This window comes from Arthrobacter sp. SLBN-83, assembly GCF_006715285.1.
GTDB lineage: Bacteria > Actinomycetota > Actinomycetes > Actinomycetales > Micrococcaceae > Arthrobacter.
Genome location: NZ_VFMX01000001.1, coordinates 866,730 through 883,405, shown reverse-complemented (window position 1 = coordinate 883,405; position 16,676 = coordinate 866,730). Strand labels below are relative to the sequence as shown.

The 16,676-nt window shown below is 65.3% G+C and carries 18 protein-coding genes and 3 tRNA genes; 13 read left to right on the top strand and 8 right to left on the bottom strand.

Annotated features, from left to right (window positions below; all coding sequences use genetic code 11):
• Window positions 1–38: 38 nt before the first annotated feature.
• The 5 genes from FBY30_RS03965 to FBY30_RS03945 all read right to left on the bottom strand — a co-directional run bounded on the left by FBY30_RS03965 (window position 39) and on the right by FBY30_RS03945 (window position 5,228).
• Entirely contained in the window at window positions 39–1,583 is a 1,545-nt protein-coding gene (locus FBY30_RS03965; protein WP_200830632.1) for a C40 family peptidase, read from the bottom strand.
• 120 nt (window positions 1,584–1,703) lie between these two features.
• Window positions 1,704–2,687, bottom strand: coding sequence for a cation diffusion facilitator family transporter (locus tag FBY30_RS03960; RefSeq protein WP_235009329.1), 984 nt, complete (start codon window positions 2,685–2,687; stop codon window positions 1,704–1,706).
• 10 nt (window positions 2,688–2,697) lie between these two features.
• A complete protein-coding gene (locus FBY30_RS03955; protein ID WP_142131338.1) occupies window positions 2,698–3,126 on the bottom strand; it encodes a metallopeptidase family protein in 429 nt (142 codons plus the stop codon).
• A 9-nt stretch (window positions 3,127–3,135) separates the two neighbouring features.
• Complete coding sequence (locus FBY30_RS03950) at window positions 3,136–4,116, bottom strand: DMT family transporter (RefSeq protein WP_142131337.1); 981 nt, start codon at window positions 4,114–4,116, stop codon at window positions 3,136–3,138.
• A 95-nt stretch (window positions 4,117–4,211) separates the two neighbouring features.
• On the bottom strand, window positions 4,212–5,228 hold the full coding sequence (locus FBY30_RS03945; RefSeq protein WP_142131336.1) for a PHP domain-containing protein: 1,017 nt from the start codon (window positions 5,226–5,228) through the stop codon (window positions 4,212–4,214).
• Window positions 5,229–5,403: 175 nt separating this feature from the next.
• Here FBY30_RS03945 and FBY30_RS03940 point away from each other — a divergent pair.
• The 8 genes from FBY30_RS03940 to FBY30_RS03905 all read left to right on the top strand — a co-directional run bounded on the left by FBY30_RS03940 (window position 5,404) and on the right by FBY30_RS03905 (window position 8,153).
• A tRNA-Glu gene (locus tag FBY30_RS03940) sits at window positions 5,404–5,476 on the top strand.
• Between the two features lie 90 nt (window positions 5,477–5,566).
• Window positions 5,567–5,640 (top strand) — tRNA-Asp (locus FBY30_RS03935).
• Between the two features lie 48 nt (window positions 5,641–5,688).
• Window positions 5,689–5,764, top strand: a tRNA-Phe gene (locus FBY30_RS03930).
• Window positions 5,765–5,880: 116 nt separating this feature from the next.
• On the top strand, window positions 5,881–6,330 hold the full coding sequence (locus FBY30_RS03925; protein WP_142131335.1) for an Asp23/Gls24 family envelope stress response protein: 450 nt from the start codon (window positions 5,881–5,883) through the stop codon (window positions 6,328–6,330).
• The gene (locus tag FBY30_RS03920; protein WP_142131334.1) at window positions 6,327–6,518 is read left to right on the top strand and encodes a DUF2273 domain-containing protein; all 192 of its coding nucleotides are present in this window, start codon (window positions 6,327–6,329) and stop codon (window positions 6,516–6,518) included. Before FBY30_RS03925 ends, FBY30_RS03920 begins: the two co-directional genes overlap by 4 nt.
• On the top strand, window positions 6,515–6,910 hold the full coding sequence (locus FBY30_RS03915; RefSeq protein ID WP_142131333.1) for a hypothetical protein: 396 nt from the start codon (window positions 6,515–6,517) through the stop codon (window positions 6,908–6,910). Before FBY30_RS03920 ends, FBY30_RS03915 begins: the two co-directional genes overlap by 4 nt.
• The gene (locus FBY30_RS03910; RefSeq protein ID WP_142131332.1) at window positions 6,907–7,545 is read left to right on the top strand and encodes a hypothetical protein; all 639 of its coding nucleotides are present in this window, start codon (window positions 6,907–6,909) and stop codon (window positions 7,543–7,545) included. Before FBY30_RS03915 ends, FBY30_RS03910 begins: the two co-directional genes overlap by 4 nt.
• Window positions 7,542–8,153: a hypothetical protein gene (locus FBY30_RS03905; RefSeq protein ID WP_142131331.1), complete on the top strand. Its 612-nt coding sequence runs from the start codon at window positions 7,542–7,544 to the stop codon at window positions 8,151–8,153. The genes FBY30_RS03910 and FBY30_RS03905 overlap by 4 nt, the downstream gene beginning before the upstream one ends.
• Window positions 8,154–8,223: 70 nt before the next feature.
• Here the strand turns inward: FBY30_RS03905 and FBY30_RS03900 are convergent, their stop codons facing one another.
• Complete coding sequence (locus FBY30_RS03900; protein ID WP_142131330.1) at window positions 8,224–10,050, bottom strand: glycoside hydrolase family 13 protein; 1,827 nt, start codon at window positions 10,048–10,050, stop codon at window positions 8,224–8,226.
• A 140-nt stretch (window positions 10,051–10,190) separates the two neighbouring features.
• Between FBY30_RS03900 and FBY30_RS03895 the strand changes: the two genes are divergently transcribed.
• The 5 genes from FBY30_RS03895 (at window position 10,191) to FBY30_RS03875 (ending at window position 14,882) form a co-directional block, all read left to right on the top strand.
• A complete protein-coding gene (locus tag FBY30_RS03895) occupies window positions 10,191–11,486 on the top strand; it encodes an ABC transporter substrate-binding protein (RefSeq protein WP_142131329.1) in 1,296 nt (431 codons plus the stop codon).
• 7 nt (window positions 11,487–11,493) lie between these two features.
• Window positions 11,494–12,531: a carbohydrate ABC transporter permease gene (locus tag FBY30_RS03890; RefSeq protein ID WP_142131328.1), complete on the top strand. Its 1,038-nt coding sequence runs from the start codon at window positions 11,494–11,496 to the stop codon at window positions 12,529–12,531.
• Window positions 12,528–13,427, top strand: coding sequence for a carbohydrate ABC transporter permease (locus tag FBY30_RS03885; RefSeq protein WP_142131327.1), 900 nt, complete (start codon window positions 12,528–12,530; stop codon window positions 13,425–13,427). Before FBY30_RS03890 ends, FBY30_RS03885 begins: the two co-directional genes overlap by 4 nt.
• Window positions 13,424–13,672, top strand: coding sequence for a hypothetical protein (locus FBY30_RS03880; RefSeq protein WP_142131326.1), 249 nt, complete (start codon window positions 13,424–13,426; stop codon window positions 13,670–13,672). Before FBY30_RS03885 ends, FBY30_RS03880 begins: the two co-directional genes overlap by 4 nt.
• Before the next feature lie 154 nt (window positions 13,673–13,826).
• Window positions 13,827–14,882 carry a LacI family DNA-binding transcriptional regulator gene (locus tag FBY30_RS03875; protein WP_142131325.1) on the top strand — a complete coding sequence of 352 codons (1,056 nt, stop codon included), beginning with the start codon at window positions 13,827–13,829 and terminating at the stop codon, window positions 14,880–14,882.
• Between the two features lie 31 nt (window positions 14,883–14,913).
• Here the strand turns inward: FBY30_RS03875 and FBY30_RS03870 are convergent, their stop codons facing one another.
• Together FBY30_RS03870 and FBY30_RS03865 are read right to left on the bottom strand one after the other, a co-directional pair.
• Window positions 14,914–15,804 carry a hypothetical protein gene (locus FBY30_RS03870; protein ID WP_142131324.1) on the bottom strand — a complete coding sequence of 297 codons (891 nt, stop codon included), beginning with the start codon at window positions 15,802–15,804 and terminating at the stop codon, window positions 14,914–14,916.
• A gap of 34 nt (window positions 15,805–15,838) precedes the next feature.
• A complete protein-coding gene (locus tag FBY30_RS03865; protein WP_142131323.1) occupies window positions 15,839–16,645 on the bottom strand; it encodes an exodeoxyribonuclease III in 807 nt (268 codons plus the stop codon).
• Between the last annotated feature and the right edge of the window lie 31 nt (window positions 16,646–16,676).

The window sequence follows — 16,676 nt, the reverse complement described above, 5'->3', positions numbered from 1 at the left end:
TGCCGGCACCCTCCCCCCCCACGGTCCAGCGGTGAGGGTCAGTAGCGGGCTGCGTACGGGTAAAGCTCCATGCCCACCATGGAGCTGATGCTGGAAACGGTGATGCCCTCCTGCGGATTGAGGGCCTGCACCACTTGGCCATTTCCCAGGTAGATGGCTACGTGGTAGAAGTTCGGTGCCGAGCCCCAGACCAGCAAGTCGCCGCGGCGGGCTTGTGAAATCGGGACGTGGACCGGGGCAGCCGCGTACTGCTGGGAGGCTGTTCGCGGCAGATACTGGCCGGCGGCGGCGAAGGCGTTCTGCACCAGCCCGGAGCAGTCGAAGCCGTAGACTCCGGTACCGCCCCACTGGTAGTAGTACGGGGCACCCACCTTCCCCAGGGCTACGGAGATCGCTGCCTCATAGGTGCCTGAACCCGTGGAAGGTGCAGGGGCGGGTGCGGGTGCGACCGGAGCAGGTGCCGGGGCCACGGGAGCAGGGGCAGGAGCCGGCGCAGCGGGAGCAGGGGCAGGAGCCGGCGCAGCGGGTGCAGGCGCAGCAGGAGCAGGTGCCGGAGCAACGGGCGCGGGGGCCGGCGCGGGTGCAACAGGTGCCGGCGCGGCCGGCGCTGCGGGGGCCGGCGCGGGAGCTGGTGCCGCAGGGGCCGCGTCCTGGCTGCGGTTGTTCTGGCCGGCAGGAGCCTGGTTCTGCCCGCCTTGGTTCTGCCCGCCTTGGTTCTGCGCTGCCTGGTTTTGGGCTGCCTGATCCTGGGCGGCCTTGTCGGCTGCAGCCTTGTCCGCAGCTGCGGACAGCGCGGCGAGGCGGGCCTCCTCGCGCTGCCGATCCAAGGCATCTACGCGGGCTGATTCGAGCGCCACCGTGGTGTTGCGGAGCTGTGCGAGTTGGTCCACCAGGACGGTCCGCTGGGCCTTGGCGTCGGCCACGGCCTTGGCCTGCGCGGCGTTGGCCTGTTCCGCCTGGGACTTCCGCTGTTCCGCCGTCTTGGCTGCGTCGTCGGCAGCCTTGGTGGCGTCGTCCGCAGCTGCGGTCAGGGAACGGTAGGCGGTGGCTGCGGCGTCGGCAGCTTCAAAGGCCCGGCTGCGGCTGGCAGAGAGGGCCTCGAGCGTGGCGGCCTGCTGCAGGGTTTCACTGCCGCTGGCGAAGCTTCCGAGGGTGGGGTTCAGGCCGCCATTGCGGTACAGGTCGCCGGCGAGCTGGCCCACCTGCTTGCGGGTTTTGTCCTGCTGTTCCCGGGCAGAGTCGGCCTTGGCTGAGGCGACTGATGCCGCCTCGGTCCGCTGCTGCAGTTCCACCAGGGCCTCGCTGTAGGCGTTGTTGGCCTGCATGGCCACCGCAAACGCGGCCTGCTGGGCGGTGGACGCGTCGGCCAGGATGCGCTCGATGTCGGTGACCTTGTCCGCCGTTGCGGACTCGCTGGCCTTGGCTGCGGCAATGTCCTCGAGCGACGGGATCTCGGGCGACGCCGGAACGGTCAGGGGGAGGGGCAGTGCCGGGACCGCGGCCGCCGGCGTTGCCACGGAAGCAAAAAGGACGACGGCGGCGCAAAGCACGGCCGTCCTGCGGCCGGATCCGGATAAAGCCATCTGCAGAGACCTCGCAACAGTAAGGCTGGGAGTGAGGTTCTGGATGCGGCACAACCGTGCCCCTCAGCTGCTCTCCAGCAGTCCGAGGCTACGTGACCATTTGCACATTGGCAACATTAGTCACATCAATAACATAAACCACAACAGTGTCATTAGCGGCAGAATCCGCGGGGGTGTGTCGGTGCAGGCGTGTTGGCGTTCCTCGTGCTCCGAGTGGCTGGCCGGTTCCAGCTGGAAGGTGCAGTGGTCAGTGTCGAAGTGGGATCCCAGGCAGGTGATGAGCTTGTCCAGCAGTTGGTCGGCGCCCCGGGCGTTGAGCACGCCGTCCTCCACCACCACGTGGGCCGAGAACACCGGTACACCTGACGTGATGGTCCAGATGTGGATGTCATGGACGTCGGTCACACCCGCCACCGAAAGGATGTGCTCGCGGATCATCTGCACCTCCACTCCCTTCGGGCTGGCTTCCAGCAGGACGTCCACCACATCGCGCAGCAGGGTCCACGCCCGCGGGAGGATCATCAGTGCGATCAGGACGGAGGCAATGGTGTCCGCTCCCTGGAAGCCGGTCAGCATGATCACCACGGCGGCGATGATGACGGCCACCGAGCCCAGGAGGTCGCCGAGCACTTCAAGGTAGGCGCCGCGGATGTTCAGGCTTTCCCCCTGCGCCGTACGCAGGACCAGCAGCGATACCAGGTTGGCCACGGCGCCGAGGATGGCGGCAAACAGCATGATGCCCGTCTGCACTTCCGGGGGTGCGCCGAACCGCCGGATGGCTTCAGTGAAAATGACCACGGAGATCACGATCAGGATCAGTGCGTTGGCCAGGGCCGCGAGAACCTCGGCCCGCTGGAAGCCATAAGTCCGCTGATCGCTCGCGGGCCGGCCCGCGATCCACGCAGCCAGCAGGGCGATGGTGACCCCGGCCGCATCGGAGAGCATGTGCCCCGCGTCCGCCAGCAGGGAGAGCGAGCCGGAAAACACGGACCCCACGATCTGGATGACCACTACGCCGAGGGTGATTCCCAGGACGGCCACAAGTCCTTTCCGGTGCCGCCCGGTGGCGGTGATCCCGTGGCTGTGGCTGTGGTCGTGTCCCATGTTTACAAGGCTAGCCCCAGCCCAGTTCGTGCAGCCGGTCATCGGAAATGCCGAAGTGGTGCGCGATTTCGTGGACCACGGTCACCGCCACTTCGTGGATCACGTCGTCCCGCGAGGCACAGATCTCCAGGATCGGTTCGCGGAAGATCGTTATCCGGTCCGGTAGGGATCCAGCATCCCACCATGAATCGCGCTCCGTCAGCGGAACCCCTTCGTACAGCCCCAGCAGCACGGTGTCCGGATCCTCCCCGGGCCCCGGCACGTAATCGTCGTCGATGAAGGCCGCGACGTTGTCCATGGCGCGGGCCAGCCGTTCCGGGATGCTGTCCAGGGCGTCCTGGACGGCGGCCTCAAAGTCGTCGGGGGACATGGTGAAACCGGAAGGTTCGTGCGGGCCGTCGGGAACGATCGGCAGGCCCGGCGGCAGGTTGGTTGGCATGTCCGGACCTTACCGCTGGACGCGTTGTTGCCGGAGGCGGTCCGTCCGGGACCTGCGCCGGGTCAGCCCCACTCCCACCAGGCACACCAGCCCGCCCACCAGGCCCCAGGCGGTGGGGATCTCGCCCAGCAGCAGCCAGGAGATCAGGACGGTGGTGCCGGGGACCAGGTAGGTGGTGGCGGCCAGCTTCCCCGCATCGACCAGTGACAACGCGTAAGCCCAGGTGGTGAAGGCGATGGCCGTCGGGAAAACGCCAAGGTACACCAGCCCCAACGTGGCCTGGGGCGGGGCGGCCTGTACCTCGGATGCCAGCTGCCCTGCGAAGGGCAGGCAGCACAGTGCTCCCACCACGATGCCGAACCATGTCGCCTGGGCCGCCGGGAATTTCCGCACCACCGGTTTCTGGATGATGACACTGACCGCGGCGAGCACCGCTGCAAGGAGGCAAAGCGCCACACCCGCCAGGTCCGCCGTCGAACTTTCCCCTGGTGTGCGCGGCTGCCCCGAACCGAGGGCGATCAGCGCGACCCCGGCAAACGCCACCGTGCTGCCGATGAGGAGCCAGCGCGGAAACCCTTCCTTGAGGAAGATGCCCGCCATGATGGCCACCAGGATGGGGTTGACGTTGATCAGCAGGGCGCTGGTGCCGGCATCAAGGATGTGCTCCGCGGCGTTCAACGCCACGTTGTAGCCGCCGAACCACATCACACCGTAGGCGAGGATGGGCAGCCACTCGCGGCCCTTGGGCAACAGCCTGCTCCTGAGCAGTTGCGGCACCACCAGGAAGGCCAGGACGACGGCGGCAATCGCCAGCCTGCCCAGCGTCAGGGAGCCGGGGGAGAAGTGCGGGCCGATGGCCCGGATGCCCACGAACGCCGAGGCCCACAGCACCACGGTAACCACCATGGCGGCCACGCCTAAGGCTTTGACGGGAGCAGCCGCTGGAGCTTGGGGAGGAAGTGGTTGGCGCGCGGGACTGGTGGAAGGCATGGGATAAATCTACGGCGGATACGGGCACCGTACTGGCGGGAATCGGCCACGTCGGTGCCCCTGGCGCTGCGGCCAGTCCCTGTTTCCTTTGGCCCCTACTTCCCACCAGCCCAAGCGAGCAGCTTCTCCACGGGCCAGGTGGTAATGATCCGTTCGGCCGGGACGTCGTTGCGGGCGGCCCGTTCTGCCCCGTACTGCAGGAAGTCCAGTTGTCCCGGTGCGTGGGCGTCACTGTCGATGGAGAACAGGCAGCCCGCCTCCAACGCCAACTGGATCAGGGCGTCGGGTGGATCCTGCCGCTCCGGGCGGGAATTGATCTCCACGGCGACGTTGTGCTCCGCGCAAGCTGCGAAGACCTCCTTGGCGTCGAATTCCGACGGCGGCCGCGTCCCTCGTGAGCCCTCCACAAGGCGGCCGGTGCAGTGGCCCAGGACGTTGGTCTGCGGATCCTGGATGCCGCCGAGCATCCGCATGGTCATGGTCTTCCGGTCAGCGCGCAGCTTTGAATGGACGCTGGCCACCACAATATCCAGGCGCTCCAGCAGTTCCGGCTCCTGGTCCAGTTCGCCGGACTCCAGGATGTCCACTTCGATTCCGGTCAGGAGCCGGGTGGCCCCGCCGTTGCTGTTGATGCCGGCCACCACATCCAGTTGCTCCAGCAGGCGCTCGGCCGACAGCCCGTTGGCGATCGTGAGGTTGGGGGAGTGGTCGGTCAGGGCCACGTACTCCCTGCCCAGCACCTCCGCAGCAGCCACCATCAGCTCAATGGGGGAGCCGCCGTCGGACCATTCGCTGTGGCTGTGCAGGTCTCCGCGAAGCGCCGCCCGCAGGTCCGCCCCGCCGGATGCCAGCGGCTGGGCCCCCTTCTCCCTGAGGTCAGCGAGGTAATCCGGGACCTGGCCGTCCACGGCCTGCCGGATCACCGCATAGGTCCGGTCGCCGATCCCCTTCATGGATTTGAGCCGGCCGGTGCGGGCGCGTGCGGCCACTTCATCAGGGCCAAGAGGCCCGATGGCGGCCGCCGCCTTGCGGAAGGCCTGGACTTTGAACGTGGCGGCGCGTCCGCGCTCCAGCCAGAAAGCAATCTCGTTGAGCGCTGCGACGGCATCCATCCGTCCATCTTTACCCGTATTTACCGCGCACAGCGGCGGAACGGCGGGGTTTTCCGGCAATTTTGGAATATTCCCGGTTACCCCCTATAGTTGTGGAGTCCCGTTCGGAGAAACGCAGAGGACAAAGACGGAAAGCCCCGCTTGACGCCTTTTATTTTGCTCCGGACAGGTTCTGGCCCCCATCGTCTAGCGGCCTAGGACACCGCCCTTTCACGGCGGCGGCACGGGTTCGAATCCCGTTGGGGGTACGCAAGGAACTGGTCAAGCAGGCTAAAAAAGTCTGGTAGGCTGGAAGCCTTGAAAAAAGCGGTAGAGATACTGCGAAGCAAGAAAAGCAAGGCCCTGTAGCGCAGTTGGTTAGCGCGCCGCCCTGTCACGGCGGAGGTCGCGGGTTCAAGTCCCGTCAGGGTCGCTCTGATTGTTGGAAGAAATTCCGGCTGTCATGGTGACTAGTCACCTAGGCTCTGTAGCTCAGTTGGTAGAGCGTTCGACTGAAAATCGAAAGGTCACCGGATCGACGCCGGTCGGAGCCACCACTGGGAAGCATCAGTTCTTCGGAACTGGTGCTTTTCTGCTTTAACCCCTGGTCACTCTTCCAGCGCACTGTCACAGGCTGGGGATAGGGTGGAAGCAACAGAAGGGGGAGTGCCTGATGGAATACCAGAACCCACAACCCGTGGTGCCAAGCCGTCCCGCCGCAAGCCCGGCCCCGGGCCCCGGACGGACCGTCATCTCCGAGACTGCAGTGGCAAAGGTCGCAGGTATTGCCGCGCGGGCAGTTCCGGGCGTCTACTCCCTCGGTTCGGGTCCGTCCCGCGCCCTGGGCGCCATCCGTGACGCCGTCGGAAGCTCCGACCACGCCGCCGGTGTCCATGCTGAAGTGGGCGAAACCCAGGTGGCCGTGGACATCACCCTGGTGGCAAGCTACGGAACACCCCTGCACTCATTGGCCAACGACGTCCGCGCCGCTGTCTACCGGGCCGTCGAGGAACTGGTGGGCCTGCAGGTCATCGAGGTGAACGTGGAAATAACGGACGTCTACGTACCCCCGCCCGTCAAAACCACCCCAACCGCCAGCGCCGAACGGGAGGAACTGCTGTGAGCCTCACGGTGGCAGGCGCGGCGATCGGTGCCTTCGTTGCTTTCATGTCCCTGCAGTTCGGCCTGTGGGGCTTCCTTGTCTCCTTGCTCTTCATGGCCATCGGAGCGCTACTGGGCCGAGCTGCGGAAGGAAAACTGGACCTGCGCGGCGTGTTCGATGCCATCATCGGCCGGCGTTCCTCCTCATGACAACACCTGCACCCGTTGCGCGTGGGCAGGCGCTCAGCGGCCATAACCGGATCAGCACCCAGGCATTGACCAGCCTTGCCAGGGTGGCAGCGGCGCAGGCCCTGGGTGTCGACGCCCAGGACGTGCGGGCGGATTGGACGGACGACGACGGCCTGCTGGCTTTATCCCTCGTTGCCCCCATCAGCATCCCGCCTTTGCACTCCGTGGTCCTGGACCCTGCACGGGTGCAGGCGGCCGGCGGGTCCATCTGGGAGCGCACCGTCAGGGCCAAGGCGAGCATCCTGGCAACAGTTTCCCAACTAAGCGGTTCCCGGTTGAGCCGCGTGGATATCCGCATCAGCGGGGCGAGGATCAGTTCAGCAAGGATCGGCACGGAAGGGCGGGTGCGGTGAGCAGCAGCGTGGAAGACCGCGGAGTGGCTGGTGAAACCCGCGGGAACAACGGGCCCGGGATGCGCCGGGTCCTTTACCGTGAAACCCACTCGTCCCGTGCAGCGGTGTCCGTGGCCGCCGCCATCCTGGTCCTGGTGTTGGCCGCCTACGGGGTCCTGGAATCCGGGGTCCACGCCGTGGGCCAGCCGGCCTGGCTGATCGAGCCGCAGGTGGCCGCGCAGCGCATCGTGGACCTTCCCGCCGGTATCTCCCCATTGCTGCTGGCAGCGATCGGCGCCGTTCTGGCCATGCTGGGATTGATTTTCTTCCTTAACGGCGTCCTTCCCGGAAAGCGCGCCCGCCATCTGCTGGCCGGTGCGCCCGGCGAGGGGCTCCCTGCCGTGGTGGTGGATGACGAGGTCATCGCGTCCTCGCTCGCCCGCCGCGCACGGTTGGCCGCCAACGTCACGCCTGAACAGGTCATGGTCGTTGTTTCCCAGCGGCAGGTGCTGGTCAACGTGCGTCCCACGTCCGGGATCCCCGTGGATCAGGACAGGGTGCTGGAGGCCGTCCGCGACGAGCTGGACCAGATGCTGCTGGAACCGGCTCCTGTTCCCCGCGTCAACGTCACTGCTTCCGGGGTGATCGGGGCATGAACAGCACGCCGGCAATGCTCAACCGCATCCTGCTCACTGTGCTGGGCCTGATCCTGCTTGGGACAGGGATCCTGCTGGTGCTGCTGGCGGCCGTTCCTTCCGTCGCTTCCTGGTGGCATGCCTGGTCCGGCGGAGTATGGGCCGGGATCGCCCGGCTTTTCGACTCCACCCGGTTCCCCGGCCGGCCGGAAAGCTGGCTGTGGATTGTCGTGGCACTGGCGTTGCTGGCGCTGATGGGGCTCATGGTGGCCTGGATCGCCCAGCAGGGGAAGGGCCGGTCAAACCTCCTCGCGGCCGAATATGATCCCGGCGAAACCCCCGGCGATGTCCGAATCGGTGGCGGTGTGGCGGAACAGGCACTGAAGCAGGCCCTGGAGGGAAGGCCGGACTTGGCTGGGGCCACCGTCACTACCTATGACGTCAAGGGAACGCCTGCGTTGAAGGTCCGTCTCCTGCCGCGCCAGGGTGTGGCACCGCATCTGCTCGCAGCCGAGGTGTCAGGACTCCTGCACGCGCTGGAGTCCGTTGTGGGCAAGGAGGTGCCGGTCCTCATCCACATCGGGGCCGGGGCACGGACCCGCTTCAGCCGGGCCGAACGCGTCCGCTAGGCTACCGCCGGTTTCGCCGGCGCTGCTGCAGGTACTGCACGCCCTTCCGGCTACCGCCTGACCTTTCCGGCTACCGCCTGCCTTGAAGATGCCGGACGTTTTGAAGGTAAACAGTGCAGTCCACCGGAACCTCCTGCATGCCGGCCCATTCTTCGGCGGGCTCGGGACCGCTGGACAGGACCACAGCATAGCCTTCGGGCAGGGGGGCCGAGGCGAAGCCCATGTTGGACAGGACCACTGTTTCCCCATTGCGGAATGCCAACAGCCCGCTTTCCGGCGCGTGTTCATCGGTCCATTCCACGGTGCCGCTGCCCAGGCGCTGGGATGCCCTGAACGCCAATGCCGCGCGGTACAGCTCCAGCGTGGAGCCTTCCTCGCCGTCCTGCTGGTCGGCGGCCAGGGGGCCGAAGCTTTCCGGCTGCGGGAGCCACGGCCCGGGTGCTCCCGGGGAAACACCTCCAGAAAAGCCAAAGCCAGGTTCTTCCCCCGTCCATGGCAGTGGGACCCGGCATCCATCCCGCCCGATCTCGGCGCCGCGGGTCCGGAAGAACGTCGGGTCCTGCCTGGCCTCCGCAGGGAGGGTTGTGTGCTCCGGAAGTCCCAATTCCTCACCTTGGTAAAGGTAGGCCGAACCCGGCAGCGCCAGCGCAACCAGCGTGGCGGCACGGGCGCGGGCCAGGCCCAGGGCCGCGTCCGGCTGTTCGTCGCCGGGGCCAATGCCCTTTGGGAAAGTGGTGGGATCTGTCAGCCCGAACCGGGTGGCGTGACGCACGGTGTCGTGGTTGCTGAGTACCCACGTGCAGGGAGCACCTACTGATTCTGCCGCTGCCAGCGACGCGTCGATGGCGTCCGCCATGCGCTCGGCATCCCAGCCGGCCAACAGGAAATCGAAGTTGAAGGCCTGCTGCATCTCATCGGGCCGGACGTAGCGTGCCAGTCGCTCAGCCGGCTCCACCCAGGCCTCGGCAACCATCATCCGGTCTCCGCCGTATTCGGCCAGGACCTGGTTCCAGTCGCGGTAGATGGCGTGCACACCGTCCTGGTCAAAAAACGGCGACGGCGGATACATCGGGGAGACTGCCCGGTGTGGTTCCTCGGCGTCAGTGTGGGCATGGGGAGCATCCCCGGGCAGGTGGCTCTCCCGCCTGGGGCCTGATGTTCCCTCAACCATGGCAGCCACGCCGTCCCAGTCCGGCAGTCCCGCCTCCTTGACCAAGCCGTGGGCAACATCCACCCGGAAGCCGTCCGCCCCGCGGTCCAGCCAGAACCGCAGCACCGAGCGCATCTCCTCCTGAACTTCCGGGTTCTCCCAGTTCAGGTCCGGCTGCTTTGTATCGAAGAGGTGGAGATACCACTGGCCGGGCGATCCATCCGCCTCGGTTACCCGGCTCCAGGCCGGACCGCCGAACACGGACTTCCAGTTGTTCGGTGCCAGCCTGCCATCCCCGGATCCGGGCACCTCGTCCTTGCCGTCACGGAACATATACCGGTCCCGCTGCGGGCTTCCAGGGGCCGCGGCCAGCGCCTCCCGGAACCACGCGTGTTCGTCCGAAGTGTGGTTGGGAACCAGGTCCACAATGACTTTCAATCCGCGGCGGTGAGCTTCCTGCAACATTGCATCGAAGTCCGCCAGGGAGCCGAAGAGCGGGTCCACCTGGCGGTAGTCCGCCACGTCGTAGCCGCCGTCGGCCTGGGGTGACTTGTAAAAGGGGGAGAGCCAGATGGCATCCACTCCCAACCGTTCAAGGTAGGGCAGGCGGTCCAGGACACCGCGCAGATCCCCCATGCCGTCGCCGTTGCCATCTGCAAAGGAGCGGGGGTAGATCTGGTACACGACGGCGTCGGCCCACCAGGCAGAGGGGGCCGGTCCGGATGCGGGAACGGATGGGTCTGGCATTAGGTTCCCCTCTGATAACTTTTTGATGTAAACGCTTGCATTACTGACAGGTACCTTACTAGTGTGACAGTCACCACATCAACCTCACCTAGCAAGCGCACTGTCGACTTACTTGTCACTCAGCGAGGAGCTTCAAGCTAATGAAAACCCCGAGATTCCTGCTTCCGGCTGCCACGGCCGGCATCCTGGCCCTTACGTTGTCCGCCTGCGGCGGCGGAGGTGGAGGGGGCTCTACAGGAGGTGGCGGTGGCGGCGGTGATGCTGGCGCCAACCTTGACGGCCGTGGCCCCATCACCTATGTACAGGGCAAGGACAACAGCAATGTGGTCCGCCCCCTGGTCGATAAGTGGAATGCCGCCCACCCGAATGAGAAGGTCACCTTCAAGGAGCAGACGGACCAGGCCGACCAGCAGCACGATGACCTCGTCCAGCATTTCCAGGCGAAGCAGTCCGACTACGACGTTGTGGATGTGGACGTTGTCTGGACCGCTGAATTCGCGGCCAAGGGCTGGCTGCAGCCGCTGAAGGACAAGATGGCGATCGACACCAGCGCCATGCTCAAGCCGACAGTGGAGAGCGCAACCTACAAGGGCACCCTGTACGCTGCCCCGCAGACCTCTGACGGCGGCATCCTGTACTACCGGAAGGATCTGGTTCCCACCCCGCCCAAGACCTGGGACGAGATGATGAGCATGTGCTCCATCGCGAAGCAGAACAACATCGGCTGCTACGCGGGCCAGTTCAGCAAGTATGAGGGCCTCACGGTAAATGCTTCCGAGGCCATCAACTCAGCCGGCGGCTCGGTCCTCAACAAGGACGGCAAGCCGGACCTGAACACCCCCGAGGCCAAGGCCGGCCTGGGGAACCTCGCAAAGGCCTACGCGGATGGCAACATCCCCAAGGAAGCCATCACCTACAAGGAAGAGGACAGCCGCCAGGCATTCCAGAGCGGCAAGCTCCTTTTCCTGCGCAACTGGCCGTACGCCTTCAACCTGATCACCACTGAAGGCTCCTCCGCCGTGAAGGACAAGACGGGGCTGGCTGCGCTCCCGGGCAAGGATGGACCCGGTGCATCCTCACTGGGCGGCCACAACCTGGCTACCAGCGTGTACTCCAAGAACAAGGCCACTGCGCTGGACTTCATGAAGTTCATGACCTCGGAGGAAACCGAGAAATTCTACGCTACCCAGGGTTCGCTGGCTCCGGTTCTCGGATCGCTGTATGACGACAAGGAACTCGTTGCCAAGCTGCCCTACCTGCCGGTTCTGAAGACGTCCATCGAGAACGCCGTTCCGCGTCCTGTGACGCCTTTCTACCCGGCTGTCACCAAGGCAATCCAAGACAATGCCTACTCCGCTATCAAGGGAGAGAAGACAGTGGATAACGCACTCGCCGACATGCAGAAGTCCATCGAATCCGCCGGTGCGGGATCGTAGTTCTGCCATGGCAACCGAACTAGGCCCGACGCCGGTTAAGTCACCGGCGTCGGGCGGGACCCCCGTCCGTCATGCGCCCAAGGGCGTGGGGGAGGACAACAGGATCGCAAGCCAGGGGCGCTGGGCGTCCTGGCTGCTTGCCCCCACCATCGTCGCCCTGGGCATCGTGATCGTTTACCCGATCATCAGTGCCATCGTCATGTCCTTCCAGAAGGACGCCGGCCTGGATCCAGCCACCGGGCTCTTTACCGCAGGTGGCCCGGCCGGCATCCAAAACTACGTCAACTGGCTTGCACAGCAGTGTGCGGCACCGGACGGCGGGACGGTCGCCTGCCCGCCCGGCACCTTGGGCGGCCAGTTCTGGTCCGCCACGGCCACCACGTTCTTCTTCACAGTGGTGACGGTGGCATTCGAAACTGTCCTGGGTTTCTGGATGGCCATGATCATGGCCCGTGAATTCCGTGGCCGCAGCCTGGTCCGCGCCGCTGTCCTTGTGCCGTGGGCCATCCCCACTGCCGTGACTGCCAAGCTCTGGTTCTTCATCTTCGCCTTCGAGGGCATTGCCAACAAGCTGTTCAACACCACCATCCTGTGGACGGGCAGCGAGTGGCCCGCCAAATGGGCCGTGGTCATCGCGGACGTTTGGAAGACCACGCCCTTCATGGCATTGCTGATCCTTGCAGGCCTGCAGATGATCCCGGCGGACGTATACGAAGCTGCAAAGGTGGACGGGGCCACTGCCTGGCAGCGGTTCCGGCTGATCACCCTGCCGCTGGTGAAACCGGCACTGATGGTGGCAATCCTCTTCAGGACCCTGGACGCGCTGCGTATGTTCGACCTGCCCTACATCCTGACCGGCGGCGCGAACAACACCACCACGCTGTCCATCCTGGTGATCAACCAAATCAGGCAGGGCTTCAACTCGGCAGCCGCGCTGTCCACCATCACATTCATCATCATCTTCCTCGTCGCCTTCATCTTCGTGCGCTTCCTTGGGGCGAACGTCGTTGAGCAGAGCGGCGCCACCGGAAAGGGGAAGAAATGACCACGGCAACAGCAGATGCCTCGGCGCTGCGGGCCCAACAGGACAAAGGCCGCAAGGCCGCCCAGAACCGGGAGAAGTGGGCCCAGGGGCGTACGTACCTCAGTGCCGCCATCATCCTGCTCTGGTGCCTGGCGCCGGCGTACTGGATGGTGGTCACTGCATTCCGCGAGGTGGGCTTCACCTACGACACGTCGATCCTGCCCACCCATGTAACGCTGGACAACTTCAAGACCGCCTTCGACACATCGTTCGGCAACCGGTTCGGCCAGGCACTGCTGAACAGTGTGTTCATCGGCGGCGTCGTGACGTTGGTATCCCTGCTCATTGGCGTGTTCGCGGCCTACGCACTGGCCCGGCTGAACTTCAAGGGCAAGTTCCTGGTGCTCGGCTTCATCCTGGGCGCTTCCATGTTCCCCGGTGTTGCCCTGATCACCCCGCTGTTCCAGCTTTTCACCAACATCGGCTGGATGGGCACATACCAGGCGCTGATCATCCCGAACATCTCCTTCGTGCTCCCGCTGACGGTCTACACCATGACGTCGTTCTTCCGCGAGATGCCGTGGGAACTGGAGGAATCCGCACGTGTTGACGGTTGCACCCAGGGACAGGCCTTCCGCAAGGTCATCATGCCCCTGGCCGCACCGGCAATCTTCACCACGGCAATCCTGGCATTCATTTCATCGTGGAATGAGTTCCTGATCGCCAGCCAGCTGTCCAGCGACGCAACCCAGCCGGTAACGGTGGCCATCGCCAACTTTGCCGGTGCACAGCCTAACCAGATCCCCTACACGGCCATCATGGCCGCGGGCACCATCGTCACCATCCCGCTGGTGATCCTGGTGCTGGTCTTCCAGCGCAAGATTGTCGCCGGCCTCACGGCAGGTGCAGTCAAGTGACGAACAACGGTTCCCGTCCCCGCACTCCGGGGGCGGGAAACCGCAGCCGGTTGGTCCGCTCCGGTGAGGACTTCGACATCATCATCGGTTTCCTCGGGTTCTGGGCGCTGGTCCTGCTGGTGGTCACCGTGTGGATGGAAGTTACTGCCCAGCCGGCCCTTGGGTGGGCGCTGGGCTTGCTGGCAACACTGCTGGCGCTGTACGGCATGGTGCGGCTGCGCAGGAAGCTGCCGGCACGCAGGTAGGCGCTGATGCGCACGCCCGCCGCCTTCGCGGCAAATGCGTGGGTTCGCGCTGTCTGGATTTTCACTGCCTGCCCCGGAATGGAAAAATACAGGGCCGGGGGTAGACGCAGGGCCGGGCGGCCCTACGCCGCAAAGGAGTTAAAGAGGGGACACGGTGGCACGGACAACGGAACGGTCCCAGCGGGGCGGCCATAACGGCGTCAGCATCGAGGACGTGGCGGCGGCCGCCGGAGTCTCCACAGCCACTGTGTCCCGCGCAGTCCGCGGGTTGCCCAGGGTTTCGCCGGCCACCCGCGAGAAGATTCTTGAGGTGGCCGGGAACCTGGGCTACGTTGCATCCTCATCGGCTTCCGGCCTTGCCACCGGGCGGACCAGGACCATCGGAGTGTTGGCACCGTTCGTGAGCCGCTGGTTCTTCTCGAAAGCCATTGAGGGTGCAGACCGCGAACTGCATGCCCGCAATTACAACCTGTCCCTTTTCAACCTCGGTGGCCACGGCAGTAATCGGGAGCGGCTTTTCAGCAAGACCATGGTCTACAAACAGATCGACGCCCTCCTGGTCCTCTGTATGGCGCTCAGCCATGACGAACTGGACCATCTCCAGAAAATCGACATTCCCCTCATCGTCGTCGGCGGCCACGTCGAGGAGTGCTCGTACATCGGCATCGACGACTACGCAGCGGCATCAACTGCGGTGCGGCACCTGATCGACCTCGGCCACAAAAAGATCGCCCTGCTTCACGGCGATGACGAGACCGACCTTAACTTCGACGTTCCCCGGGTTCGCATTCTGGCGTTCAAGGACGTCATGGCGGGAGCCGGTCTGCCCACGCGCCGGGAATGGGACGAATGGGGCGACTTCACCGTACGCAGCGGCCAGGAAGCCCTGCGCCGGCTTTGGTCGCGGGAGGGGGAAAAGCCGACCGCCATTTTTTGTGCTTCTGACGAGATGGCCATGGGCGTCATTTTCGAAGCCAACCGCCTTGGGATCAGGGTTCCGGAGGAACTCTCCGTGGTGGGCATCGACAACCACGACTTTGCTGAACCCATGGGCCTCACTACGGTGGGGCAGCGGCCGGACGAGCAGGCCGAACTTGCCACCAAGATGCTTCTGGACGAACTGGATGGCCAGGCAGGAGCTGTCCGCTCCGCCGTCGCACCCCATGAACTGATCGTCCGGCGCACCACGGCGCCGCCAAAGAACTTCTAAAAGCCCAAAACCTCGAACAGCCAGGAAAGCGTTACGAGGCGCGGGCCAGCTGCCGGATGGGAATCCAGCGCGAGGCAAGCCGCCGGTAGGCTGCTGCAGCACCGGTCATGTCACCCTCCGCCAGGCACTCGATGCCCAGCCTGATATCCATCGGGGACTCGTCGGGGTAAACCTTGTCCGCCACGGCGCCGTAGTCCAGCTCCACCATGGAGTTCACGTGGAACAGCTCCAACCATTCCGTGAGCTGCGCCAGGTCGTCAAGCATGTCCAGGTCGGGGGCGGCGAGGGCCAGGTTGGCCACGGCATAGCGGGCCCGCTCCAGGGCATCGGTAATGGACGCCCAGACGCGCACGGTGAGGATCCGGCCACCGGCTTCCACCACGTCCTTGCGGTCGGATTCGGCGAACAGCGAGAACCAGCTGAACGGGATGCCCCACGTGGAAGCCCGCGTGTGCACCCGGACGGAACCATCCCTGGCTTTCACCAGGTCGATCCGCTCCTGGTGACGGTCCCGCTGCTCCTCCGGAATCAGCAGCTCCGCCAGCGGGCCGTGAATGCCTTCCATCAAGGCGTTGGCTGCCAATCCGGCGCGCAGGACCAACTGGCTGGGGCAATACAGCAGGGCGGGCTCGGAGCCGGCGCCGGCACCGTCGTCGGCCGTTCCGCTTTCGGGTGCCGGCGCTGTGGTGACGCGCACAAGGTCGGTGCGTCCGGTGGGGAAGGGGTCGCCGCCGGAGCGGGTGATGCGTCCCAGCGAGGCCAGCAGTTCAGCGTTTTCGACGGCGGCGCGGGAGACTGCCTGCGCTCCGGCCGCCTTGATGGCCGGGCGCTGTTCCTCCGGAAAGGCTTCCAGGGGTTCGTAGACGCGCAGGGTGGAGGAGAAAGGCAGGCCTGCCTGGCCCCGGTAGAGGTTTCCCGTCATTGCGGTCTCCTTGCATGGGTCCAGGCCATGGTCGTCAGTCCGCCAGTTCCACCAGCACGGGCGCGTGGTCGGAAGCGCCCTTGCCCTTGCGTTCCTCGCGGTCAATCGAGGCGCCGGTGACGCGCGCGGCCAGGGCGGGGGAGGCCAGGACGAAGTCGATCCGCATGCCTTCCTTCTTGGGGAACCGCAGCTGGGTGTAGTCCCAGTAGGTGTAGACGCCGGGGCCGGGCGTGTAGGGGCGTACGACGTCCGTGTAGCCGACGGTTTCGAACGCGTGGAATGCCTCCCGCTCGGCAGGGCTGACGTGCGTGGAGCGGTTTGCGATGAAGAGGTCGATGTCCCAGACATCATCGTCGAAGGGCGCGATGTTCCAGTCACCCATCAACGCCACCTGCGCCTGGGGGTTGTCCGTCACCAGGGCCTGGGCATGGGTCTTGAGGCTTTCCAGCCACTTCAGCTTGTACGGCATGTGCTCATCGTCGAGGGAGCGGCCGTTGGGGACGTAAAGGCTCCAGATGCGCATGCCTGCGCAGGTGGCTGCTATGGCCCGGGCTTCCTGGACGGGATCCTTGCCGGCCTTGCCGAACGAGGGCTGGTCCATGAACGTCCGCTCGACGTCTTCAAGCCCAACCCGGGAGGCGATGGCCACGCCGTTCCACTGGTTCACCCCGAAGTGGGCCACCTCGTAACCCATCCGCTCAAAGAGTTCCCAGGGAAAGTTGTCGTCCTTGCATTTGGTCTCCTGGATGGCCAGGACGTCGCAGTCGCTGCGCTGCAGCCATGCTTCAACGCGGTCGGCGCGGGCACGGAGCGAGTTCACATTCCAGGTAGCTATCTTCACGGTTCCTAACTTACCTTGGCGGCCGCATGCC